Below are 21,862 nucleotides of genomic sequence, written 5' to 3'. Positions count from 1 at the left end.
TCCTCATAGGTTGCTGCACTGGCACGTGGCAACATGACGGTCAGCATTGTAGTGCAGCAGAACAGGTATGCTGGCCATTTCATTTTCATTATCCATTCCTGAAATTGTTCGCAAAAGACAGCTCAGATTTTATTATTATTTTTTTCCCGTAACCCTCAGTTTCAGCGATCATTGTTTCGCAGAATGCCTCAAGAAATGCCATGATATCTTTAAGAGCCGCGCCAAGCTGAAACCTTCCAACGACTGTCTCGTTATCATATTCAGAGATACCGTTGCGGTGAACAAGATCATGCCTGACCTCTACAATGTGTCTGAGCCGGTCTGTTGGCCATTGAGGAGGGTGATGAAGAGCGGCACTGAAATACCTTTCAATACGTTTCACATTGTGAAACGTTATTCTGCTGACAAGATGATTTGCTGCCCGACGGTATGCATCAGCAGGAGCCTGCGGACTACTACTGGATCTGAGGAGCTTCAGTTCTGAATCCCTGAAGCCGAGGGACTGCTCATTAGTCCGGAATAACTGCAGATGCGGTTCATGATTGAGCAGTGCCCGTGCGCAGTACATCAGGCAGGCCTCCATCACACTCACACTGTGAACCCAGGCCATGCGCAACACGATGTCAGGCTGGAACGCAAGGTTAAGTCCGCGTAGCGTGTTCAGTTCAGAGAAAGCATGCTGGCAGCGGTCTTCAACTGAATTGAGTGAGGCTGACCACTTTTCCTGCTGATAATCTTCATGGGCTTGATCGGCCAGAAAGTCCTGCCAGTCCGCAAAAATCTGCGCAATAGCCTCCCATTCTTCGGTGTCTGGCTGTACTTCTGGGTGATGCTCAGCTGCCCAGCTTTCAAACCGCTCTTCCTGCACCTGCATCATGAAATCTTTTGTGCTGCCCATATGGAAGTTCCTCTGCAGGAAGGTATCTGGTTTAAGGTCAGAACGTCCCGAACGTGGATATCAGTTTTTCTGCATCAGAAGCTTTGCTGAGATCCAAATCAATCACATTACCGGGGAGTGGCCATAACGGCTTTCTGATGGTCCAGTAAATCATCGACCATTCCGTGCAGTCAGGTAAAACTTTCCGGGCAATAACCGTACCACTTCTGTCCAGTATGAGCTGCTCTCTGAGTAAATCTTCATCTTCATCCGTAGGCATATTCTGGCGACAAAGAAATACCTCAATGTAGCCATCCTCAATCAACTCTTTAACCAGTTTCTCTGGATTCATATAACCGCCTTAAATAATTGCTGGCTAATAGTTTCAAAATAAATAGTGAACCCTGAAACTGAATTAAAAAAAAAGACCATCTTAGTTATTATTTCTTTTGAAACTATAACTGTAGACATATTTACCAAGCGAATTATCGTAACCTCATCTCAGCCTGATCCGACTTTTTCCATTTACAGCAGTAACCGGAAGCAAAGCACTGCGGCGGGTCAGGGCAAAGCCAGCTTTTCCGGAGGTTCCTCGCAGCCAGAACCCTACATCTGGTAGCCGGACCAGCTGACTGAACCACTACATATAGTGAACTGCGCAGAAAATCGGCACCCGCGCCGTAAGATCCGGTTCCTACAGAAAACGGATCTTAACATCGAACTATAAAGAAGTTCCGGCACTCAATGTACATGTACGATAGATTATGTATAATGTACGTGTCAACCCGTACAAACCAGATTTTGTACGGGGAAAGTTTTAATTCTGAGGAAGAAAAATGGAACAGAAAGATCAGCGACTCGAAGTGAGGATTCCAGGACAGATGGTAGATAAGCTTGACGAAATTCGCACAAGGATGGATTTTACACCTTCGCGGTCCGATCTCGTCCGGACGTTTATCGAGCAGGGTATCGCAGATTTCGCGCTTAACAAGTTAAGCAGCGGTCAGAAAAATGCTGATAAGGAAAAAAAGACAGAGATAATACCGCTGGCAAGCAGGTTTATGATCTACTTTCAAATAATTGATGAGGATGCCGACACGCGTTTCACAAATGGTCAGCAACTTATGTTTCGTTTGGGAGATGTTGTTAGAGAAGTGTATTTTCAACGCTGGTATTGGTTTGCAGAGCTGAGCGGTAAGGTTCTGGATGAAGTTCATAACTCTTTTAGATCGCCTTCAGTTCTTTCTCTACTGAATGACGAACCTGTTATTAAAACATGTCAAGACTTAATATTTGTACTTAACGTAAAGCGCATGTTTGATGATATTTGTGATGTAATGAATCTTGATTCAATGAAATATATCGGAGAGTTAGATTACGACCACGTAAGTAAAAGAATTAACGCTATAATAAAAATGGCAGATGAAATGAGCATACCTCTTAAATTTTACGGCTTCCCGCCAGAAGAGAATCGTCTCATCCAGATGTATGAGTTTGTCGAATATGCTGATAAGCCAAAAATATTTGGTCGCTCGATCAACAGGCCACGATACCTTACCTCTGCTGAAGATATACGTGAAAATTATGCTCTGATGCTGAATGTATATAATGAAATAAGGCAGAGTGGTAAACCGTTTGACTGCGATTCTCTTGATGCGATGATAATCAAGATTGCTCATATGCCGGAATGGCCTTTAAAACTCTTTTAGCTTTATTTATAGAAAATAAACTTAAAAAACTTACATGTTTAATAATTCAAAGGTAGGGTGATGTGATAAATCTGACATTTGACATTAAGAATGATTTCTCTAAATCAAACCCGGTTTTCACACAAATTTCTGATGCCGTTTCTAAGCATGCAGGCAATGATAAAAAATATAAATTTATAGTGCGTGTTTCCTATAATCAAGGTGGAGAAATAGAAGTCATGTTTGCTCTTACTTTGCTAATAGAAACCACAGTTACAACTTTTGAAAACATTTCTTTTGACTTGCGATTTGGCGGATTTGCCATCAGTGCCGCTGCGTTTTTTTTCTTATATTTTACTTTTTTTTACCTTACTCCCAAACGTTAGAGTTTCATCCGGTTCGAGACTGTGCGTTGTATACCACAAGCCCAGGTCTATAAAGAGAACAGGGACTAAGAATCTAACAATATTTGCAAATAAGACTGAAGACCATAAAGCATTAAACGCCAATGAATTACGAGATCTACTACATTTTACAAGTGAGTTCGACCGTGTTATCAATCACTTTATCGCAACCTTAAAGCAACAGACTGGTACTGCAGTTGATCAGCATCTCATAGACTCCTATAATACAAATGGTGACATGGCGTTTACCTTAAGTCCTAAGACTTTCAAAACATTCAAATAATCATGAGGTTAACAATGAATATCGACGCTGAACAAATCAAAAAAATTAAACGGCATCGTGCTAAGCTGGCAGCGTCTGGCGAATTAGTACAGCCCCGCCTTCTCAGTGAAGGTGTAAATTTTGCCGAAGCTGTTGAAAAACTTAGACAAACTAAGTCTGAGCCGCAGACAACTACTGTGTCACAAAAAAAAGCGCACCGTCATCATCTGAAACGTTGACACTATCCGGGTTTCATTCTATAGGTACACCCGGATTATCTTCCTATCTCAACTTCAATCCTCCTTTAGCTGTCGCCTTTCCAAGGCTAGAACCGTTAGGTTTATTATATAACGAACCTATCCGTTTCCACTGTTTCTGAAATCTAAACCAAATGCCATAGGCTGTTTTTGTGACCGGCATAAACGTCAGCGCTCCATTTGAGAACTCACAGCAGAGAGGCGTGCTTTCCTTAATTTTGTTAACGCAAAGAAATCCCATTTAGCTTTATCCTCAGCAATGCCAAGCGCTCTGTAAATAGCCAGCGTGTGAATGCTGAAAGGAAGAATTCTAAGCTGATTGTTATAACGTACAGCCCAGACGTTAAAGGGCCGTAGCCTGACAATTTTTAATTCAATGGCTGGTATTGAAGGTAATACCGTTACCCAAGCCATCATGGACGATCTGTGACGCTTGAATAATTCCACCCTGTTTTTTCCCTCAGATGCCACGTATAAAAGAAGTATGTCATATCGGTAGTATTTCAGATCGCCAGAATTTTCAGATTCGTCTAATATAAAGTCATCTGACACTTTCATTACTTTATCTGGAAAGTTATTACTATAATCTCCTAAGTTGTCAGTGTCATAGGTCCTATAAGTACCAGAAACAACGAGCTGAGGATAAATAAGACGCTTATTATATTCATTTATAACATCATTAGGTGTGCACAAAAATGGGAGAGTCTTACAACAAAACACATAAGGATTTATTGCAGTAGCAGGGCGTCGTAACATACCGTCTGCCTTTTTATTTCTCGACGGTTCATAGTAACCCGCCAGTCGCCTGATCTTTCTGACAAGTAATGGATGTATATAAGAAGTACGGTTAGCCATATCCATATCATCTTTAAACTTCACAAAATCTCTACAGGCTTTAACCAGATCGTCATTCCAGTCATAGTACTCAGTTTTTGCGTTTAGAAGCATTGTTCAAATCCTTTTTTGAATATTATATTCTTAACTCATAATTGCAGTAGGAAACGAGGGTATGCTCATTCCGCTAGTTTCACCAAGTGCTTCCCAGAACCACCACCGCCCCTGACCGTATTTCGTATCATAATGGACAAATTTCTCCTGTTTACGTAGCAAATATTCAGGCGTATTCATTCCGAACACCTCCATTGGGAGCGCTTCTACGCCGGGAACGTCTTTCAGGACGAAATCCGGAAATACATCCTCACCGTCGTAGCACAACGGCTTGATAAAGGCGCGTTTTTCCTGCCACAACTTTTCTTCGACAGCACCTTCATAGCCTGAATCGAGCGGAATAAAGCGTGGGCTGACCGTCATCAGCGCCATGTCGATGACGGTGCTGCGGCTGGACGGCCGGTTGTGCCCATCAACGTGCCTGAACGTCGTTTCGGGCGGCTCCGTTTCCGCAATAACCACGACCTTCATTCCCCGGCGCCAGTCGCCCAGCTCGCGGCCAAAGCTCCTCTCCAGACGCAGGCGCACATCCTCCGGCAAAACCAGGTCAGGAAAACCAAAAAACAGCCCCAGTGGCAGCATAGTTTTCAATCGTGCTTCACCGGCCTCACTCCAGCCAGCACGGAAATGACAATGAGTCGTCTTTTGTTCTTTTCGGCCGCTCTCAGGTGTTCCCGGTTAGCGATAACGTGCTGAGTACCTTTCATGGCCATGAGCAACAGGGATTCTTCGAGAGGCACGCGACCAATACGAATCCGGGCAGCGGTCTGCTGCAGACGCCAGCTCACCCAGCCAGGGGAGCGTTTCTTTTTTATCGAAAGCGGGGTGCCAGACATTAATACCAGACTGCTCCCACAGCAGGTGAAGAAGCCCCAGCAGGCTCATCGATGGCCGCCGTTTGCGTTTCACAGGTTCGTCGTCTGAGACGTTCTCAGCCGGTTTTACTTCAGTAGGTGCCTTTTTCTGGAGGCCAGTAGGCAGTCTGACTACAATGGTGCCATCCGCTGCAGCACGGATCGCTTCCCCCCTGATAAATCTCTGCCTGTCGTTCATCAGACCACACAGAATAAAACCGGCAGTCAGGTTTATGCTCATTACCTGTGAAGGCGTATGAAGATAGCCAGCAGCGTTCGGTATCCTGTGAATAATGAACCTTCAGCCGTCTTCTGACAGGATCGTCTTCTGCTGGCAGACACCTGCAGGTCACCACTGTGGTTTTTTTATTATCCCGGGAGTGTTTAAGCCAGCGCTGCCAGGTGGAGTTTTCATTGTGCTGGAAATTCGCAGAAGCCTCCTGCTGGCCCCGCTGGCCCCGCTGGCCAGTGAAGTGAACCGGATAAACTTTTTTCTTTGTCATATACAGTCCGTTCAGCAGATTATATTTTGCCTGTAAATCATGAATAGTTGCACTGCACGGGTGCTGACTCAGCCCAAAGCCGGTTAAATTCATTCTGATATTGTTTACTCAGGAATGAATTGCCTCGGATAACCAGGGCATTTTCAGCATTACGTTTTTCAGCCGATGATGTGTAATTAAACGATCCCGTCTGCACGCTGTTATTTCCTGCCACAATAAATTTGTTATGCATAATGCTGTACTGATCATCTGTTCTGACCTGAATACCTGAACAGGCCAGCTTATTAACCAGTGACTTGCGGTCGTGACTTTTCTTCTCATCTGCAATAATTCTTACGAGCACTCCACTTTGAGCCAACTGACTGAGCGCTTCTGCAACCGGTACGCTTGTGAAATCGTACGCCGCCACATCGGCAGAACCGGCAGCTGAGTGGATAAAACTAAGGATCAAAGCCTGGGCTGTTCCCCCGGGTGAAAACCCAGCACTGATATCAGCGTCAGCGTGAGAAAAGAAAGGTAAAGCCCAAAAGAGAAGACAGCACTTTTTCAATTCTTTCAAAGTTTGCAACCTTATATAGAGAGAGTTATTCTTTATACGAATTACAATAACTATATCTTATTCGTGCTGCCATTTTTCGTTTAAGGCATAACAAAGCAAAAATAATCCATCAATCGGATGATGTCTACTAAGGATATTATCAATTAATTTCATTCTACAACTAACAGGAACGATATGACGAAAACAGACTGGCTGATGAAATTTAGGCGTTGCCATACGCTTGCAACCCTTGAGACTGTTTACGAACATCTTAGCTACAAAGTTAACGACGATGAAGGATATGCCATGACGCAGGCTTATGATCATCGAAAAGCTGAGTTTGCAGCAGGGAAACTTTTTGATCGCGTACCGGGATATGTATGGAGGTTTGTTAAATAGGTATGTGCTTTAGATTAGCGTGATGACTTTTGCTTGAGGACTCGACATAGGTTCTTAACATCCGATTTATCCACTGGATAGTTTAAATAAAAGGATCATTAGAGGATCAATAGTAGATCAATAAGGAATAAGATCGCTCTGAGACCTTTGATAGCAACGACTTCAGCCTGCTTTAATACACTGCACCGGGTAAGTCCATCCACTGTAAAGGGTATGTTATCCACTATACAGGGTTCAAACTACACTATAACGGGTAGATTTGATCCACTGCACCGGGTACTATACCGTTCTTATACACTCACTTTGATATTTGGATTTGTTAATGGAAAACAATAAGTTATCGCTCATTATTGAGGAAACATCCAAAGAATCAGGTGAAGTTATTCACCTTCTTCCCACTCTCCGTCAGACAATACAACCTAAAGTTCTGCTACGACTAGGGGTTTTTGTGCCCACGCTTAAATCAACGGATAAGGGCGGCAGAAAAAGCCACAGTATTGATGCAACTGAGTCACTGTCACGACTGTCCATTGTAGAGGGTGAGGGTTACAACCAGATTCAGATTTACGGTCCACGTCTCGACATGGATACCGATTTCAAGGTCTGGGTAGGTATTATTTATGCGTTATCGAATAAAAAGCTCGATAACGACGATCAGCTGGAACTCAACTTTGCTGACTTCGCAAAATACTGCGGTTTTGAAACAAAGCGAATAGACAGGCAACTGAAGGACAGGTTTGATGCTTCTCTTACGCGAATTGCCCGGACCAACATAAGCTTCGTGAAGAGCGTACCCGGTACAGACGATCGTATCACCATCAACATGCACCTTGTTGAATCGACTTACTACGACAGCCACACTGGCAAAATCATCATCAAGCCAAACTCTAAGCTCAATACACTGTACCGGGTAGATGGTAAAACCCGGTTGTATCTTAAAGCACTCCAGAAGCTTTCCCGTAAAGAGTCTGCACAGGCACTCTATCTCTACCTAGCTGAGTTACCGCCAACTTTTTATCGGATTGGTTTTGACCGCCTGCGTGAGCGTCTCCAGCTGACTTCACACCTGGGTAACCAGAATGCCACTGTGAAGAAGGCTCTTCAGCAGCTGAAAGACATCGGTTTTCTCGAATATTCCGTAGATAAAGACGGGAGCGACTATGTGCTCAATATCCTCAAACGCAACAACAAGCTCTAAATCCCCCCGGTATAGTGGATAGCACGTAACGCAGGACGATCACCCGTCATAGTGGATCTTGGGTCTACTCTTTGACCTCTTTTTGATAAACAGCATCAGTGCCTTTAGGTGTTACGGTCTTATATATGGCGCTACCCAACCCCTTCCTGCAAAGCCAGACGGTTTCAAAGCGACTATTGAGTCAATCTAATCCCGAAGCCCCGGTGAGCGGGCTGGACGGCGCAGAGCGACGTACAGGGCGTGATTTCCGGGGTCTTGGTTTTACTGTTCACTATGAACAGTAAACCTTAGAGGATTAGTTACACCATCCATTACAGCCACTCCTGTTCCGGCCCTCCGGGCCGGGGCGGGGGCGGCCTGTTAATGAGCACTCGGAGTTTCAGGACCGCTCGGGTTCTGGCTGAGAGGGGCTGGAGGTTTCAGGCCTGCTCTGATGTGCTCTTATATCGTGATTATGAGTGTTGTAACTAATTAGTTTTCCCCATGCCCGCCGCAGGCGGGAGCTACTTCAAATTCTGAGCGGCGCGGTCGCTTGCGGCCGCTGCAAGCGAAGGCCTTCTTTCTTTATCCTCAGAATGGCCGGACTGAAAACCTTATTTTCCTTTTGATTATTTCTTTACTGACCGAAGGTCAGGAATGTCTTGCGGGTAACCTCAGACTCACTTGCAGGTAAGGTTAACTTTCCAATTGCGGGTAAATGTGAGTAAAAAAAAGACAGCCCCCGAAAAAGCTGTATTTATGTCAGTTGCGGGGTTGGAATGGCGCGGCTGCGGGGAGAAAAACAGTGCGTCTGTTACGCGGCACAAACGACTTTACCGCCAGTTAAGGCGGTTAAAATCGTGCGGGAAACGTCAGTGAACTACGTCGTGAGGTGCAGGCTCGTAGCCGAGGCCTAGCTCCAGCTGGTTAAGATGCTGCCACACCAGGCGATCAAAACTGTCTGCGTCGAGATTGATCAGTTCGTGGTTCGGCCGTGTGCGAATGAGCCAGCTGGCCATCGTGCTGCGCCGTTCATCGAGGGGGAGCTTGCCCAGCTTATTGCGCCTTTTCCCCCGTACAGCCTTCTCGCGCCGACCCAGCAGCGTCGCTATACGGGCTTTTTCATACCAGCGCCGACGGGCGGCCCTGACGGAGTCACGCGTACCGGGTTCGAGAATACCTTCCTCTTCAGCCTCGATGCGCTGATTTCGCTGCAGAAGCAGCTTATCCATGCTAACGCCGCACAGCTGCCAGAAACGTTCCGTGAGAATGATATGCCGGGGCATCCAGTACTGTTCAATCGGGTCCCATTCCAGATCAGGCATTTCGATAAGGCCAAACCGGGCCAGTTCCGGGAATAGACGCGATAGACGGCAGGGTTCTACACGGGTTTCAGGGATGGCATTGCCTTCACTGTCTTTCGGACTGAGCTCACTGGCCAGCCGGCTGACATTGACCGTCACAACCCAGGTGGCCATGTCGGCACGCTGAACAAGCAGAGGGAATATCGCATCGATAAGCGCACGTCGTTCAGGCCTGAAGTGTCGAGCGCGGCCTGCAGCTTTACGGTACTGCGTGAAGTAAGGATGGAGTGACGGCCGGAAACGCAGCTTCCATTTACCGCTGGTTTTCTCTTTGACGACCAGACGGCGCATGGCATGGCCAAACTCACCCGGAAGCGGACGATAGCCATCAGGCGCGAACCACTGCGGTTCAGGACATTTACAGGTGACGTCATGATCGCCGCGGCGGCGTCTGTCATTTTCAGAAGTCGGGCTAACTGACCCGATTAAAATATGGTCATTCACCCTGTCCAGTACTTATGGCGGACAGGGGTTGTCTTATGAATTGCATGCGTTATAATCCTTTACAGGCACAGCGCCTGCTTTTGGACCCCCTGATTTCTTGCCAGCCCGCCAAAGTTGAGAAGAATCAGGGGGGTTTTTGCATTCAGAGCCCGGTGAAACTGAAGCTCTGCACCCTGGACGTTTTACGGATACGTCCCATCCGGTTTGTTCTTCCCCGCGCCGCGCATGTCCGGTCACAGGTTTTCTGCCACCCCGCCATTGAATCTCCACAATTCTCAGGCAAGGATCTAAAAGGATCGCCATCCGGCGAATTCTGAAAAGGATACCCATCTGTCCCATTTAAATCCAGTACAGAATGACCTCAATTAGTATCGGTCGCTTAGGAATACATCATGAAATCAATTCTGATGTCATGTCAGTGTTCCACTTTTCACCAGAGCAAAATCAAATATATGGCGGATCTGAAATCTGGTTTATGGACCTACATTGCTGTGACCAGCATTAAGAATGGTAAGTTGATGGACGTGTATGAGAGAGGTAACGAGGCAACGACTTAACTACTTTGGTTGAGGCGTTCCGCAGCATAGCGAGGAACGAACAGCCGAAGTAGTTAAGTTGTCTATTCAGTGATGCTCCACTTTTTTTAGCGGGACACTGCAGAGTCCGGAGGATTAATTTCAGACTTCTGCATGTGGCCCATAATTTTGGTGCGTAAGGGGCAGTGGTAAACCGAGCTTATCTACTGTTTCTGCGGATAACGCTACATGTAGTGGCTGTGCCAGCTGCTATATCTACTATATGTAGTAAATGCCCCATCATTTTCCGCGGGCACGTTCGATTGCCGACTGCATAACAGCCTCGCTGACCACACCCGGCAGTACTGTAGTGTTCGCAGCTGTTGCGTTTTCAGATGGCATAACAATGATACCTGGCGTACCCGTCAGGCCCAGCATTTCGGCCAGTGAATCATTGGTTTCAATGATTCGATCAGCGAGCTCATTTTCTCCTGTACTGATTTCCTGCGCCCCAGCTGTATTTGCTGCTTTTTTTAATATCGTCACTAGTCAGTCGTCCTTCATTATGACCGGTGCCGTAAATGCCGTTGTGATATTTCATATAAGCATCAGCACCCAGTTTCCTGAATATTTCCAGGCCACTACGGGAAGCCTGCGTTGACTCCGGAAAGCGCGTTGCAAAGATGGTCCAGTCCCTGAATGCAAAGCGGACGTCTGGATTCGCGGCCATGACCTTTTCCATAACCGGAGCCATCATGCTGCACGCGCTGCATTCATAGTCAAAGAACTCAGTAACAATAACGCCAGAATCCACGGAGCCTTTAACCGGAATATTTTCCAGCTGCATAAGCAGCCTATGCCCCTTCAGCGCAGCATTAACCCGCGTACTTCTCTGCATTTCACTCTGGCGTGCCTGGAGCTGTTTACTGACCTCAAGAAGAATCTCAGGATGAGCGACAAGATAGTCTGCCGCTATTTCCCCGATACGGGTTTGCTGTGCTGCTGTAAAATCCGCTGTTTCAGCAGCTGAAACAGCGGGCACAACGGTAGAGATGGCCAGCGCGATCGCGGCCAGATTCATATATTTTTTCATGTCGGTTCGCTTAAGCCGGCTAGGTGCTGGCAGTAAAGATGATTCGGCCAACTTTAAGGCTGGCCGTGGAAGTTGGGGATCAACGTTCTTTCTGGATATGGCGTGTAATTTCGGGGAACGGTAATTCTCGCTCAGGTTCCCGGCCACGAACTTCCGGTGGCAGTGTAAGCTGTACTTGCCTGTCCAGCTCCTGGGCAACGCCTGCAACCTCCCTGTCAGAGATTGTTTCCTGCATATGCTTACCGGTTACCTGTATCGCCGCCAGTTCATCCTGAACATGGCGTACCACCGAAGCTGGAAGCGAGCCGCCAGCCTGCATCTCACCTTGCGATGTAATACCTGAAGGCAATCTGCTGCCCGACAGCGCGTTAAGAACGGCCCGGACAGCCGCATCAGGTGGCATATCGCCAGCCTGAGCAAGTGCCTCAGATGCCTGACGGACAAGTGAACTGTAATCTGGCGCAGTTTCTGCGGGAAGAACGGACAATTTATGCTGCATAGCTTCAGCTATCCGCTCTGCAAGCTCTGCAAGCTCTGCAAGCTCTGCCGGCAGAGTATTTTTTTCCATCCCTTCACGCGAAGTTTCAGGTAGTTTTATAACTGGCACTTCTGACAGGAGTTGAGCAGTTTTCCTGATTTCGGCAGAATCCAAAGCCCTTTCGCCTTTTTCCTCTCTATGCACTTCTGGCAATACTAACGAATCTTTAATAGCTTCCAGGGCGGTCCGAAGAATGTCGCGCTCATCCTGTGCTGGTTCATTTAAAGGCAGCATCTTTAGCATGTCCTGCAACTCTGCTTTGACCAGACTCAGCAGCGTAGCATCCGGCCTCATCGCCTGTTCCGTATGCCCGCCAGCAACTCTGAGAAGCTGTGCAGACGGCTGCTGCCTCCCGGTGAGTATCACTACGCCAGCTTCCGGTCTGTCACGCGCAGCTGTAAGACCCTGCGCCAGATCGCTTACGATGACAGTCTCACCATTTCGGCTTTTCTGCAGCAGAGCGGCCTGTGCACTATCAGTTGCCAGCTGGCGAGGCTGGCCGGGGTTAAGCGTTCCTTTTTCGTGGCGCAGCGGAATTAACGTCAGGCCGGCTGCTTTACCGTTACCGTCATAAGCCGGTAATGCCAGATGCGGTTCTGGATACTTGCGTGTCGGCGGGATGATGCGCGCCGTAACCGGCCCGCCGCGGAGTGCATTACTGTTCAGAAATGCACGTCCGATAGCGGTTTTCGCCAGGGGCTGGCCCATCGACCAGATAGCCCGGGCCTGCTTACGCTCAATTTCTGGCGACAGCGCATCGTGGGCGGTTTTAAAGCCCTTTTCCTCCCGTATCAACGCTTCTTTCCAGAGTTTCACGTTATCAGAGTAAACCTGCACGTGCTCTTTTGCCCTCGACAGGCTGATATAAAACGAACGCATCCCGCTGATCATACCCCGCCGGCCTGTTGCGCTCTCCAGCGCGATAACGAAGCGACTACTCGCCCCCCTGAGCGCCATGGCCGGTCACTGCCCACGCGTAGTCAATGTGCCGGTCCGCCAGAGTATCGCCGGGAGAGATCACTTTCTTACCTGATGTGCCCTGCAGCACAACATCACCATTGTCATGCAGCGCCGCCACGCGGTACTGTTCATGCGCCGCATGGCCTGCCTGCCGCTGGGTTTTGTTAATGCGGATGGTGTCACCGGTACGCAGCTCGAGTGTTTCCTTCCGGAACACCTCGATTTCAGTGGCGTTCAGCTCGGCTGGCGAGTAGTAACGCATCCGGCCATCCTCGTCGCGCAGCAGCACATTATTCGTGCCGCGGTCCAGGCCTATGACATTCAGGTAACGCTCACCACTCAGCACTACGTGACCGACCCTCCAAGCATCAAACTTGTTAAAGTCATGACGTCCGCCGATGACTCGCTCAAGCACCGGCACCTGGACCGCCTTTCCGCCCAGCTCCTTTGCCTCCGTCATGGCCTGGTGAATACCTGCGTTTATGGCCCGACGGTCGTCATTCAGTGAGACCACAATAAGCGTCTCTGCACGAGCTGACGGCGTGCGGCTCATGTAGTCGGCTACGATTGCGTCATGGACACGGGGTGCCCTTTTACCATCGGGGCCAGGCAGCTCGTTGCCGTTTTCATCCTTTGCCGGAGGTGGGATTTCAACTACCGAACGTACCGGCGTCTGGCTGCCCGCCTGACGTGACACCACCGCAGGTGAAACGCGATCAATTTTCTCCAATGCCGCGGCGGCTTTATTCTCAATCACGCTGTACACCGCTCCGCGCAGATCATCGCTTAGCTGGCGTTTGATTTCCTTCATCACCGCTACGTCAATCGGACTGCGCTCCTGCAGCAGGCGGAAAGGAGCTCCGCTCTCCGGTGATTCAAGCTGTGCGACGTCCCCCACCATTACCGCCCTGCCATTGCCCGCCGCGATGGCACGCATTGCTTCAGCCGTGTCCTGGTTACCCAGCATGGAGGCCTCGTCAATGAGAAACAGCGTATTACCATAGCTGACCTTTTCACCGGCGGCAGTGCGCTGCTGCCAATCAAGCAGAAACGACTTCATAGTCTGGCCCTCAATACCGATGCTGCGCATTTCTTTGACAGCACGATGCGTCGGCCCCAGGCCGATAACGATCGGCCGCACGGTTTCGGGCAGTGTATCAATGGCAGTTTTAACGGCATTAAACTGCGTAGTTTTACCCACACCTGCGTAGCCCTGTACCGCCGTGAAGCGATCGGCGCTCTGCAGAATAAGTGCTGACGCATCACGCTGTCCCACTGTCAGGCTGGAGGGCAGCACGGCTAAGGCACTTTCCATCAGTGGTGTAAGGGTGTTTTTCCCAGCCTCCACCTCTCGAATGATTGCTTTCTCCATCTCCCATGTAGCGCGGGCAACATAGCGAGCCTCGCCATCATACGGCACCTTAATGAGTTCCCCGGCGTCCTCAAGTCGGGTGATTTCCCCGATGACACCCCGGGTGCTGCCAAGAAACTCGGTCGCTTTTTCCGTCAGCCGTGCAAACGGGAAAGCAACATCCCGCATGTTGGCCACTGCGCGTGAAACAGCCTTCTGCGCGTCGGTCTGAACCCCTGATTTGAGTGCGTCCATGGCTTCACCGGCCTCTTCGCGGCCGCTCAGCTGGCGGACCAGTTCAAGCGGAGTACGGTTGCCCTGCAGGCGCCCGAGTTTCTCTTCCGCACGGCTCAGCGCTTCGCCAGTGTAGATTTCAGCCTGGTTTCCGGACTGCGCCAGTGCGTTCATCATGTTAGCGGACAGGTCGCGGGTGCCAAGCGAAGCAAGAACCGTACCTGCCTCGTGGTCCCTGCTCCCGGGCGCACTAACGTAACCGTGAGTGACGTAAAGCGGATTATCTGCACTAAGACGAAGCGGACGCTTCTGGCCCTCCTTCTGAATAGTCAGCATACCGTTTTCCACTGAAGTCACTGTGAGCCTGTCCCTGGCCTTCAGGCCAGCCTCTTTGTCGGCCGCAAGCGCAAAAAAGTTGCTCACCCTGTGCCACGCTAAGTGTGGTACGTGTAAACAACCGCCAGTCCCCATTCAAGTCTGCCATTTTCACCCGCGTCAGCACGCCGTCGCTGTCGGTCAGGGACAGCATGCGCGTATCTTCATGCACACGATCGATGACGTAGTGACGCGTCTCTTCTTTTCCAGTGCGGTCCTCAAGCACCATTCCCGACCGGTAGGTAGCCGGAAGCCGGCGCTCTTTTGCTGTAGCAAACACCGGCGTGCGCGCCTCAACGTTTACTGCATTCCGCCCGAGCTTTCCGGCGTTCTGAAGCGCGTCGCGGATGACGCCTGTGAGCTGCTGCTGTTCCCGGGCCCCGGTCACGACGGCCGTCACCGGCGCGTCTCCGCCGCTGAGTTCGGCATAACGATCGGCCAGGACCTGATAGCGCTCGCGCTTGTCCCGGATACTCAGTACCCGGGTAGCCATTTCAGGCGCTGGGGTGCTCAGCGTAAGGCGCTCCACTCCAGCAGAGGCCAGCACGGAAAGGGCGTTTGCGTTTGACTGCCGACCGGCGCTATCCAGAAATATCAGCTGCGCGTTCTTTTCCCGCGCCTCGCCGGTCAGAACCAGCATTTCTTTCAGACCGAGTTTTTCCGCACCCTCAATGATAAGTGTGCTCTGTATGCCGAGGCTGAACGTGCTGTCCAGCACGCGGCTGCGCGACAGTAGGTCATTTTTAATCAACGGGGATTTCCCAAAGCTCAGGACGCGCTCCGCGGAGCTGGTCAGTACCTTCACGTCCCGCCCCTGTTCCCGTGACATTGTCACCAGTTCCTCAGTAGTTTCACGTAGCCGCTGCACGGAAGCTGGGGCATTCAGGATCGACACTGGCGCCCGCGCCGCTTTTTCGAGATGTGTCGGCGGTGCTTTTGAAAAGATACGCAGGTTCGCCACTTTGTTTTCTTTGAGAATGTCCGCCGTCAGTGACTGCACTGAGAGCTCATCGAGAAGGTGAATATGCGAGGTGAAAACCCCCCTTTTCACCGTCGAGCGGCGTCAGCAAGTCCTCACCAATTGCCTGGTCGATTGCGCGGCGAAGGTCTGGCAGCTTTTGCTGCGTCTCACCCGCCTCGTGAGCGGTCAGCAGCAGATCACCATAGGTAAAGCGGGTTCTGTTGTCGCTCAGTACCGAAATTGCGATGCGTACGGCGTCCATAGCTTGCGTTAGTGCAGGTACGGTTTCCTCCTGTGCAGGCAGCATTGCCTCTCGGGCCTTCGCTTCACTGATAACGCTGCCGATATCAAACCCGACGTCGTCCATCTGCCGCTGCCAGCGATCCTGCAGGCGGGTCCGTCCATCAGCGGTTTCTGGCTTCTCGATCGGTGCGTCCAGCTCCCGAACTGGCGGTACTAATGATGGTTCTTCAACTTTTACGGGAGGTTTCTCTGCAGCGGTCTCAGAACGCTCCGGAACAGGTACAGGTGTCGTGATCGGCTCGTCCTGTTCTCGAATTGCAGTATTTGACGATGCTTTCCCACTAATTCCAGGAGAATTTTTCGCGGCAATTACCGCGCGCTCCATTGCGGGCTCAGGCGTTACATTTAAGGATGAGGGGTCTGGCCGGGTGCGTACCGGTGCGGGTTCGTCTTCGCCATACCGGCTAATATCCTGCTTACGCTGGCGGGTATCGAGTGCGGCCACGTCGCGGCTTTTCAGCGATGCATCCTCACCGGCGCGTGCGTGAATTTCCCGGTGGCGAGAGGAGAACTCCTCCAGCACTGTTTCGGTAAAGCCCTTTATCTCCCACAAATCATGACGGCCGCCGGTCGGAACGGTTTCATAACCGATAGCCTCAGCCTTGCCTTTAAGCACGTTGCGGTAGATTTTGCCGTATGTTATCTGGTTTCGGTACGCCGTCTCGATGAAACCGGCCCCGTGAATGGTATCGGTGGCCAGCGCCTTCCACTTGCCGTCCAGCTCCGTGACGTTAGCCACCACAGCGTGGGTATGAACCTGCGGGTCGAGGTTGCGCGAGGTATCGTGCGTGAACAGTGCTGCGACCATTTTACCGCTGGTCACGATGCGCGTAACACCCTCCTTCGTGTCACGGGCACTTATCGTCTGCTCCATGATAGCCAGCGTCTCTTTCACCGCGTCGTGGTGTGCCTCCAGCAGGCGTTTGTCGCCGCCGGCAAGGATAAGCATTGATACGCTTTTAGGTGCCGAAAAGGTAAAGTCGTGTCCCGGACGGTGCACGTGCGCTCCCTGCATTTCTTTACCCAGCGTCACGCCGTTCGGCAGGTTGCCGTGCAGAATGCCGGTGAACGTATCCAGGTCAACCGGCCCCTCGAGGCCGAGCTCGCGCGCACCCTCTCCCATCCACTGCGTCGGCATGTCGTCCAGAAAGTAATAGTTATCCTTGCTGCTGTAGTAGCCGGCAGCATCGGCGGCAGAGCCCACCGGAGCAACGGTCATCATCGTTCATACCCTCCCGGGTCAAGGCTGTCACTCATCTCCTGATACGCCTCGTAGTCGTTACGGTGTCGCAGGATGTTCTTTTCGTCGTCGGCCATGCGTGCATTAGCGTCACTGTGCTGCCTAGCGCCTGCCTCCTCGCGCTTTTCCTGGTCGGTTTTTCGCGGGCTGATGTGCCTGATAATGAGGCGGCCGCCGTCGTCTTTTTCCATCTGCATGTTCAGTTCGGGAGCTTCGCCCTGCCCTGAGTCATCATGCGGCGCTGCCTCCTCCGCAGCCCCTTCGTCGGTGCCTGTAGTGGCGTTCCGGCTCTTGCGGAGCGCCAGCATATCGAGCGCACTCGGACCGGACGATTTTGGCCTCATGACGATGGGCACTACCGGCTGCGGTGCCTTCGGCGGCAATGTTTCACCCGCGAAGTCTGATGACGTATCCGGCCGGACAGACGCCTGTAGGGGCATTTCTTTTTCAATCGATGCATCTGCGGCAGTCTGCTTTTCCAGCGGCTGATCAGCATCAACCGTGCTAGACGGAACGGGTACAAAACTCAGCGGGAACGGGCGCACATTTGAGGGCGGAGGCGTATTAGCCGCTACCTCTGAGGCGGGACTTGCTGTAGCAGGATTCGCAGCAGCATGAGGAGTAATCTCTCTCTCAGCACGCGAGTCAGGTCTTGTCACGGGGGCGTCAGCTTTTAACGACGCGGCAGCCGGTGAGGCAGGTGCAGACTCAGTCACTGCGGTTGCGGTGGTGCGGTTACCGTCTTCCTGTATTTCTTCGCCAGTAGGGAAAGAAATGTTTGCCGCGCGGGAAGTCCGTTCATTGCTCTCGATGATGCGTTCGAGCTCCGGGCTCAGCCGGTCGCGGAAGTTACGTTCTATCAGAGCGGGATGATATTTTTTCTGCTTGCGGTACTTCAGGTTCAGCTTTACCACTGGGTATTCACCCGGCAGGCGTACATAGAACTGCAGGTTAGGCATTTTCATGATCTGGTCGTAGTCCACGATGGGGTCGTTGATCTTGTCCCTACTGATAGAGATACCGTCGCGCACCTGATCAAGGCCGTAACTGTTCTGTTCGCGAGCTTCGCGCCGGCGCTGATGTCCCAGCTCCTCCTCCACTATTTTGGCCACTTCGGCGCTTGGTGATCGGCCGTAGGCGCGGGTATTGAGCAGGTCAAAGATGGCTTTGGCCATCTCGCGACCGTAGATGTGGATCAGCTGTGGCATGTTCTGAATGCCCAGCACGAAACAGCCACCGAACTTACGGGCCTCGGCCAGCGTCTCGTTGAGTTCAGGTATTTTCTGCAGGCTGGCAATTTCATCGAGGATGAACCAGACGCGCCGCTCGCTGTTCTCCCCCCATGCTTTGCAGCAATAGCGTGGTCAGCGACAGCCACATTGATATCAACGGGCGTACTGCCTTGCGATGGCGGGCCGTCGTGGAGATAAACAGCCAGCTGTTGTCGTACTGCGCGTCGGTCATCCATTCGCGGATGCTGAACTCCGGCTTGCCCTCCTTGTCCAGCCCCTGCAGGTAGCGCAACGACTTGGCGTAGTTGGTCAGCACTGAGCGGATAGAGATGGCCGTCTTCTCGATTTTTTCCTCCACCAGGTTGGCGGACGGCGTGTTCTTCAGAAACTCGCGCAGGCTTTTCAGGTCGATAGACAGGCAAGTCTTCAGGAAAGCTTCGATACTGCGGTCTGGACGTGACGCAAACTGCATAGCCGTGTCGCTGAAGATGGTGCGCGATGAGGACACCCAGAACGGGTCAGAGTCACCCTCGACCGGCATCAGCGCGGCCGTCATATTCTCGTAGTCCACCACGTCAGGCGTCTCGCGCCAGAGCACCCAGTTCTCACAGCGTTGGTCGTGCGCGTTCAGGATTTTGTCCCGGCGCTCGTCATAGTGGGTCTCAATGAATGTGCCGCCTGAGTCGTAAACGATCGCGCGGTCGCCGCGCCGGCGGATGTAGTCCAGCAGCCAGCGGATGAGCGTGGACTTACCCACGCCGATGGTGCCGTGAATGAGCTGATTCATTACCTCGGCGTTCTTCACCATGTGAAGGCCGCCTATCTGCAGGTCTGATTTTTCTCCTGATTTTTTTAGTTGGCGGTTCACTTCCTCGGGTTTATCCGTCAGGGTCATGCCCGAGATGATTTCGTCCTCCCCCTCCTTTTTACCGATGCGGCCCACATACCAGTAGATGAAACACAGCAAAACGGAAAAGACCGATCCGCAGTAGAGCGCGCATGTCTTTATGCTCTGCAGCACAGTGGCACCTTGTAGCTGCATCCACGGATTAGCCAGTAGCTGGGCCAGCGTTAACTTGGTGGTGCAAAGCTGTTCGCCCGCACCGCAGTGCCAGACAATATCCCAGGTAGCTGGACCGGAGGGATTCATCAGAAATACAAAACCGGAAAACAGGCTAGCGCACCAGTACCAAAGACCGTTACGGAGCGCATCATCAGGCGTTATCAGCCAGAACACGGCGGCAGTAACCAGAAAATACACGAGCAATATCCAGCCGGTGATCCAGCCGTTGACCTGCGCAAACATCCGCAGGCGGTAGGCCGTCATCTGGCCGCCCTGCGTCAGGTTTTTAGGTGTGAAACTCATAGACAGCTCCAGGCGACGGGCAGGCGCAGTCTGCCGCTGAAAGACAGGCAGATTGCGCATGTTTGTTTAAGAGTTAAGGCCGGGGAAGGCGGCCGGGACGTTAATTGGTCAGCGTTTGGGGGGCTGATGGGAGGCGGCAGGCGCCCTGTTGTCAGGGGAGACAGTCTAATTTCCCTGAAGGCGCTTGCCGCTGTCTTTATAGAGGTTTTTTCGGTGAACTCAACAACCTGCCATCTTCCAGAGCAGGCGTATGGCATGGCAGAGTGCCAGTGCGATGGTCATTCCGCATGATGCTATCGACAAAACATACACAGACACAGCTGCAATGACGATCCGGAAGAAATCTACAGAATCAGCGGCAACTGATGTGCCGTTGTATTCTTTCATTGCACTGATAAACTCTCCCGGAAGCCAGCTATCAGTCATGTTCGCTAACACTAGCGTAAAGATGACACCAAGCAGTGTGCTCATTACAGGTGCCGGCAGCCAAGCTGCAACATCCTCAATTTTCCTTCGCACTGTTTCGCTTCCGTATTCAGCACGCTGTCAGTTACATGATACCAGCAACAGATTTTGCCAGTTGAGCTTCGAGTACCGGCTTAGCCTCTTCGAATTTCAGGTTCACCTTGTTTGCATTCGATACCACACGAGTCTGATATTTCATGCGGTTTCCATCCTCACTGCTCGTCTGCAGTTTGATTCCGGAATTGCCCTGACGCAGCGCTGCTATATTGTCGGTTGTCACCGATGCCTTGCTGCGCTCAGAGATTTGCAGATCGGTCACCATCGTATAGTTTGTGTCCTCCACGAGTGCATCTGCCGCCATTCCGGCAAGCCCCGCGGCCAGACCTATACCCAGAATTGCTCCACCTGAGTTACTGTTGTAAGCAGTAATACCTGCGCCCAGAGCAGCACCAGCAGCGGCACCTTCATATCCTGTCGACAGGAAGCTTTGTGCCTGGCGTAAATCCATCTTCTCAGCTTTCAAAACATTCGCTTGAATCCAGTAATAGGCAGCATCAGGACTGGAGGTTACGGTATAGCCTTTCGCACGCAGGTCCTGAGCAAGCATTGGCTCAAGATCGCTCATGTCTTTATCTGACGTATTACGGACCTGCAGGTAAACTGTTTTCTGACTGGAAGGCTCAAGCCATACTGTCTGGCTCATTTGTGTTTTAACATCGAGGTTGCGCTTTTTAATGGCGGTGCTCATTGCACTACAGCCGGAAAGCATCAGGGAGGCAGCAACGGTCGCTGCTACAAAGGCATTGCGGTTTTTCATGGACATATCCTTGTTTAATTGAAAAAACGGGACAGGCGCGCCCCGGGGCACGCTGTTTAGGGATTTTTATAAAGGAGACCCTTCCGGCAGAGTGCCGGAAGGGGTATCGGCAGGGAATGTGAGAACTTAAATACTTTTAATTAAGGTGCTTAATTTTTCGATTAACAGCCCGACGCCGAGACGATTGACTTCAGCGCCGATCACTAAATTCAAAACAAATAATAAAGCAACTTCCAGTGCAGGCACGCCAAAAGCCAGCCAAGGTTTCAATCCAGCTAATAGTGCAGCGGAAATCATAAGGATTATAAATATCGCAACTGTACGCTGTGCCAACTTTCTTATATGGCTAAAGAGTATCGATTTCGCACGAACACCCTTTGGAACAGTCAGATATACAACGAGATTGCCGTAAATCATAAAAGAAAAGAATACGCCCACTAAAGCTGTAGGCAGAATTACAGCCCATCCCTCACTGATAAGATACTCCCAGTAACCTGCTAGTGATATTTCAGAACCATACACTGAGACATACACCGTTAGTATACTTAGAAAACTCAAGACAACAGCAATTGCAGGCACCAGGACACTTGCCTTGAGTAGTTTTGCAGGTGAAGGAATTACTCTATCACCCGAACTAAAACCATCTGTTATCATCGATATATCAGCATTAATTTTAGCTACAGTTAAATTTTCCATA

The 21,862-nt window shown here is 50.8% G+C and carries 23 protein-coding genes and 1 pseudogene; 5 read left to right on the top strand and 19 right to left on the bottom strand.

Annotated features, from left to right (window positions below; genetic code table 11):
- Positions 1-88: 88 nt before the first annotated feature.
- Both JNO11_RS21230 and JNO11_RS21225 read right to left on the bottom strand, forming a co-directional pair.
- Positions 89-898, bottom strand: coding sequence for a hypothetical protein (locus JNO11_RS21230; protein WP_325177855.1), 810 nt, complete (start codon positions 896-898; stop codon positions 89-91).
- A 37-nt stretch (positions 899-935) separates the two neighbouring features.
- The gene (locus JNO11_RS21225) at positions 936-1,229 is read right to left on the bottom strand and encodes a hypothetical protein (RefSeq protein ID WP_325177854.1); all 294 of its coding nucleotides are present in this window, start codon (positions 1,227-1,229) and stop codon (positions 936-938) included.
- Between the two features lie 484 nt (positions 1,230-1,713).
- Between JNO11_RS21225 and JNO11_RS21220 the strand changes: the two genes are divergently transcribed.
- The 3 genes from JNO11_RS21220 to JNO11_RS21210 all read left to right on the top strand — a co-directional run bounded on the left by JNO11_RS21220 (position 1,714) and on the right by JNO11_RS21210 (position 3,470).
- Positions 1,714-2,586 (top strand): hypothetical protein, encoded by an 873-nt coding sequence (locus JNO11_RS21220; protein WP_325177853.1) that lies wholly within the window; start codon positions 1,714-1,716, stop codon positions 2,584-2,586.
- 62 nt (positions 2,587-2,648) lie between these two features.
- A complete protein-coding gene (locus tag JNO11_RS21215) occupies positions 2,649-2,951 on the top strand; it encodes a hypothetical protein (RefSeq protein WP_325177852.1) in 303 nt (100 codons plus the stop codon).
- A 315-nt stretch (positions 2,952-3,266) separates the two neighbouring features.
- On the top strand, positions 3,267-3,470 hold the full coding sequence (locus JNO11_RS21210; protein ID WP_325177851.1) for a hypothetical protein: 204 nt from the start codon (positions 3,267-3,269) through the stop codon (positions 3,468-3,470).
- Positions 3,471-3,656: 186 nt separating this feature from the next.
- Here the strand turns inward: JNO11_RS21210 and JNO11_RS21205 are convergent, their stop codons facing one another.
- The 6 genes and pseudogenes from JNO11_RS21205 to JNO11_RS21180 form a co-directional block, all read right to left on the bottom strand.
- Entirely contained in the window at positions 3,657-4,436 is a 780-nt protein-coding gene (locus tag JNO11_RS21205) for a hypothetical protein (protein WP_325177850.1), read from the bottom strand.
- A gap of 30 nt (positions 4,437-4,466) precedes the next feature.
- Positions 4,467-5,018 (bottom strand): DUF1173 family protein, encoded by a 552-nt coding sequence (locus tag JNO11_RS21200; RefSeq protein WP_325177869.1) that lies wholly within the window; start codon positions 5,016-5,018, stop codon positions 4,467-4,469.
- A gap of 5 nt (positions 5,019-5,023) precedes the next feature.
- Positions 5,024-5,272 (bottom strand): hypothetical protein, encoded by a 249-nt coding sequence (locus JNO11_RS21195; protein WP_325177872.1) that lies wholly within the window; start codon positions 5,270-5,272, stop codon positions 5,024-5,026.
- Between the two features lie 22 nt (positions 5,273-5,294).
- Positions 5,295-5,417: pseudogene (locus JNO11_RS21190) on the bottom strand (hypothetical protein); the annotation flags it as partial.
- Positions 5,383-5,793, bottom strand: coding sequence for a hypothetical protein (locus tag JNO11_RS21185; RefSeq protein WP_325177871.1), 411 nt, complete (start codon positions 5,791-5,793; stop codon positions 5,383-5,385). The gene JNO11_RS21185 and the pseudogene JNO11_RS21190, both read right to left, overlap by 35 nt.
- Before the next feature lie 37 nt (positions 5,794-5,830).
- The gene (locus tag JNO11_RS21180; protein ID WP_325177849.1) at positions 5,831-6,352 is read right to left on the bottom strand and encodes a phospholipase D family protein; all 522 of its coding nucleotides are present in this window, start codon (positions 6,350-6,352) and stop codon (positions 5,831-5,833) included.
- A 174-nt stretch (positions 6,353-6,526) separates the two neighbouring features.
- Between JNO11_RS21180 and JNO11_RS21175 the strand changes: the two genes are divergently transcribed.
- Positions 6,527-6,730 (top strand): Hha/YmoA family nucleoid-associated regulatory protein, encoded by a 204-nt coding sequence (locus JNO11_RS21175; protein ID WP_033781264.1) that lies wholly within the window; start codon positions 6,527-6,529, stop codon positions 6,728-6,730.
- 322 nt (positions 6,731-7,052) lie between these two features.
- Positions 7,053-7,928, top strand: a complete 876-nt coding sequence (locus tag JNO11_RS21170) for a RepB family plasmid replication initiator protein (RefSeq protein ID WP_325177848.1) — start codon at positions 7,053-7,055, stop codon at positions 7,926-7,928.
- A gap of 851 nt (positions 7,929-8,779) precedes the next feature.
- Here the strand turns inward: JNO11_RS21170 and repA are convergent.
- From repA to JNO11_RS21115, 11 genes are all read right to left on the bottom strand, one after another.
- Positions 8,780-9,715 (bottom strand): plasmid replication initiator RepA, encoded by a 936-nt coding sequence (gene repA / locus JNO11_RS21165; RefSeq protein WP_325177847.1) that lies wholly within the window; start codon positions 9,713-9,715, stop codon positions 8,780-8,782.
- 996 nt (positions 9,716-10,711) lie between these two features.
- A complete protein-coding gene (locus JNO11_RS21160; RefSeq protein ID WP_325177846.1) occupies positions 10,712-11,323 on the bottom strand; it encodes a DsbA family protein in 612 nt (203 codons plus the stop codon).
- Between the two features lie 79 nt (positions 11,324-11,402).
- Positions 11,403-12,752 (bottom strand): conjugative transfer relaxase/helicase TraI domain-containing protein, encoded by a 1,350-nt coding sequence (locus JNO11_RS21155; RefSeq protein ID WP_325177845.1) that lies wholly within the window; start codon positions 12,750-12,752, stop codon positions 11,403-11,405.
- Between the two features lie 43 nt (positions 12,753-12,795).
- Positions 12,796-14,742, bottom strand: a complete 1,947-nt coding sequence (locus JNO11_RS21150) for an AAA family ATPase (protein WP_325177844.1) — start codon at positions 14,740-14,742, stop codon at positions 12,796-12,798.
- Positions 14,696-15,781 carry a hypothetical protein gene (locus tag JNO11_RS21145; protein ID WP_325177843.1) on the bottom strand — a complete coding sequence of 362 codons (1,086 nt, stop codon included), beginning with the start codon at positions 15,779-15,781 and terminating at the stop codon, positions 14,696-14,698. The genes JNO11_RS21150 and JNO11_RS21145 overlap by 47 nt, the downstream gene beginning before the upstream one ends.
- Before the next feature lie 7 nt (positions 15,782-15,788).
- On the bottom strand, positions 15,789-17,267 hold the full coding sequence (gene mobF / locus JNO11_RS21140; protein WP_325177842.1) for a MobF family relaxase: 1,479 nt from the start codon (positions 17,265-17,267) through the stop codon (positions 15,789-15,791).
- Complete coding sequence (locus JNO11_RS21135; protein WP_325177868.1) at positions 17,264-18,565, bottom strand: type IV secretion system DNA-binding domain-containing protein; 1,302 nt, start codon at positions 18,563-18,565, stop codon at positions 17,264-17,266. Before JNO11_RS21135 ends, mobF begins: the two co-directional genes overlap by 4 nt.
- A gap of 19 nt (positions 18,566-18,584) precedes the next feature.
- Positions 18,585-19,883 (bottom strand): type IV secretion system DNA-binding domain-containing protein, encoded by a 1,299-nt coding sequence (locus JNO11_RS21130; protein WP_325177841.1) that lies wholly within the window; start codon positions 19,881-19,883, stop codon positions 18,585-18,587.
- Positions 19,884-20,102: 219 nt separating this feature from the next.
- The gene (locus JNO11_RS21125; RefSeq protein WP_325177840.1) at positions 20,103-20,354 is read right to left on the bottom strand and encodes a hypothetical protein; all 252 of its coding nucleotides are present in this window, start codon (positions 20,352-20,354) and stop codon (positions 20,103-20,105) included.
- Between the two features lie 79 nt (positions 20,355-20,433).
- A complete protein-coding gene (gene traT, locus JNO11_RS21120; RefSeq protein ID WP_061060527.1) occupies positions 20,434-21,165 on the bottom strand; it encodes a complement resistance protein TraT in 732 nt (243 codons plus the stop codon).
- A gap of 126 nt (positions 21,166-21,291) precedes the next feature.
- On the bottom strand, positions 21,292-21,861 hold the full coding sequence (locus tag JNO11_RS21115; RefSeq protein ID WP_325177839.1) for a hypothetical protein: 570 nt from the start codon (positions 21,859-21,861) through the stop codon (positions 21,292-21,294).
- Between the last annotated feature and the right edge of the window lies 1 nt (position 21,862).

Origin of the sequence: Pantoea sp. 1B4 (assembly GCF_016925765.1) — a bacterium.
In the GTDB taxonomy this organism is placed as follows: domain Bacteria; phylum Pseudomonadota; class Gammaproteobacteria; order Enterobacterales; family Enterobacteriaceae; genus Pantoea; species Pantoea agglomerans.
The sequence above is the reverse complement of the archived record's forward strand: the minus strand, read 5'-3'. Positions and strand labels throughout refer to the sequence as shown.

Bases quoted from the DNA above. Each gene is read 5' to 3' on its own strand.
- JNO11_RS21230 (WP_325177855.1), bottom strand. From the start codon at position 898: ATGGGCAGCACAAAAGATTTCATGATGCAGGTGCAGGAAGAGCGGTTT.
- JNO11_RS21225 (WP_325177854.1), bottom strand. From the start codon at position 1,229: ATGAATCCAGAGAAACTGGTTAAAGAGTTGATTGAGGATGGCTACATT.
- JNO11_RS21220 (WP_325177853.1), top strand. From the start codon at position 1,714: ATGGAACAGAAAGATCAGCGACTCGAAGTGAGGATTCCAGGACAGATG.
- JNO11_RS21210 (WP_325177851.1), top strand. From the start codon at position 3,267: ATGAATATCGACGCTGAACAAATCAAAAAAATTAAACGGCATCGTGCT.
- JNO11_RS21205 (WP_325177850.1), bottom strand. From the start codon at position 4,436: ATGCTTCTAAACGCAAAAACTGAGTACTATGACTGGAATGACGATCTG.
- JNO11_RS21200 (WP_325177869.1), bottom strand. From the start codon at position 5,018: ATGCTGCCACTGGGGCTGTTTTTTGGTTTTCCTGACCTGGTTTTGCCG.
- JNO11_RS21195 (WP_325177872.1), bottom strand. From the start codon at position 5,272: ATGTCTGGCACCCCGCTTTCGATAAAAAAGAAACGCTCCCCTGGCTGG.
- JNO11_RS21185 (WP_325177871.1), bottom strand. From the start codon at position 5,793: ATGACAAAGAAAAAAGTTTATCCGGTTCACTTCACTGGCCAGCGGGGC.
- JNO11_RS21175 (WP_033781264.1), top strand. From the start codon at position 6,527: ATGACGAAAACAGACTGGCTGATGAAATTTAGGCGTTGCCATACGCTT.
- JNO11_RS21170 (WP_325177848.1), top strand. From the start codon at position 7,053: ATGGAAAACAATAAGTTATCGCTCATTATTGAGGAAACATCCAAAGAA.
- JNO11_RS21160 (WP_325177846.1), bottom strand. From the start codon at position 11,323: ATGAAAAAATATATGAATCTGGCCGCGATCGCGCTGGCCATCTCTACC.
- JNO11_RS21155 (WP_325177845.1), bottom strand. From the start codon at position 12,752: ATGATCAGCGGGATGCGTTCGTTTTATATCAGCCTGTCGAGGGCAAAA.
- JNO11_RS21150 (WP_325177844.1), bottom strand. From the start codon at position 14,742: ATGCTGACTATTCAGAAGGAGGGCCAGAAGCGTCCGCTTCGTCTTAGT.
- mobF (WP_325177842.1), bottom strand. From the start codon at position 17,267: ATGATGACCGTTGCTCCGGTGGGCTCTGCCGCCGATGCTGCCGGCTAC.
- JNO11_RS21130 (WP_325177841.1), bottom strand. From the start codon at position 19,883: ATGAGTTTCACACCTAAAAACCTGACGCAGGGCGGCCAGATGACGGCC.
- JNO11_RS21125 (WP_325177840.1), bottom strand. From the start codon at position 20,354: ATGAGCACACTGCTTGGTGTCATCTTTACGCTAGTGTTAGCGAACATG.
- traT (WP_061060527.1), bottom strand. From the start codon at position 21,165: ATGAAAAACCGCAATGCCTTTGTAGCAGCGACCGTTGCTGCCTCCCTG.
- JNO11_RS21115 (WP_325177839.1), bottom strand. From the start codon at position 21,861: ATGGAAAATTTAACTGTAGCTAAAATTAATGCTGATATATCGATGATA.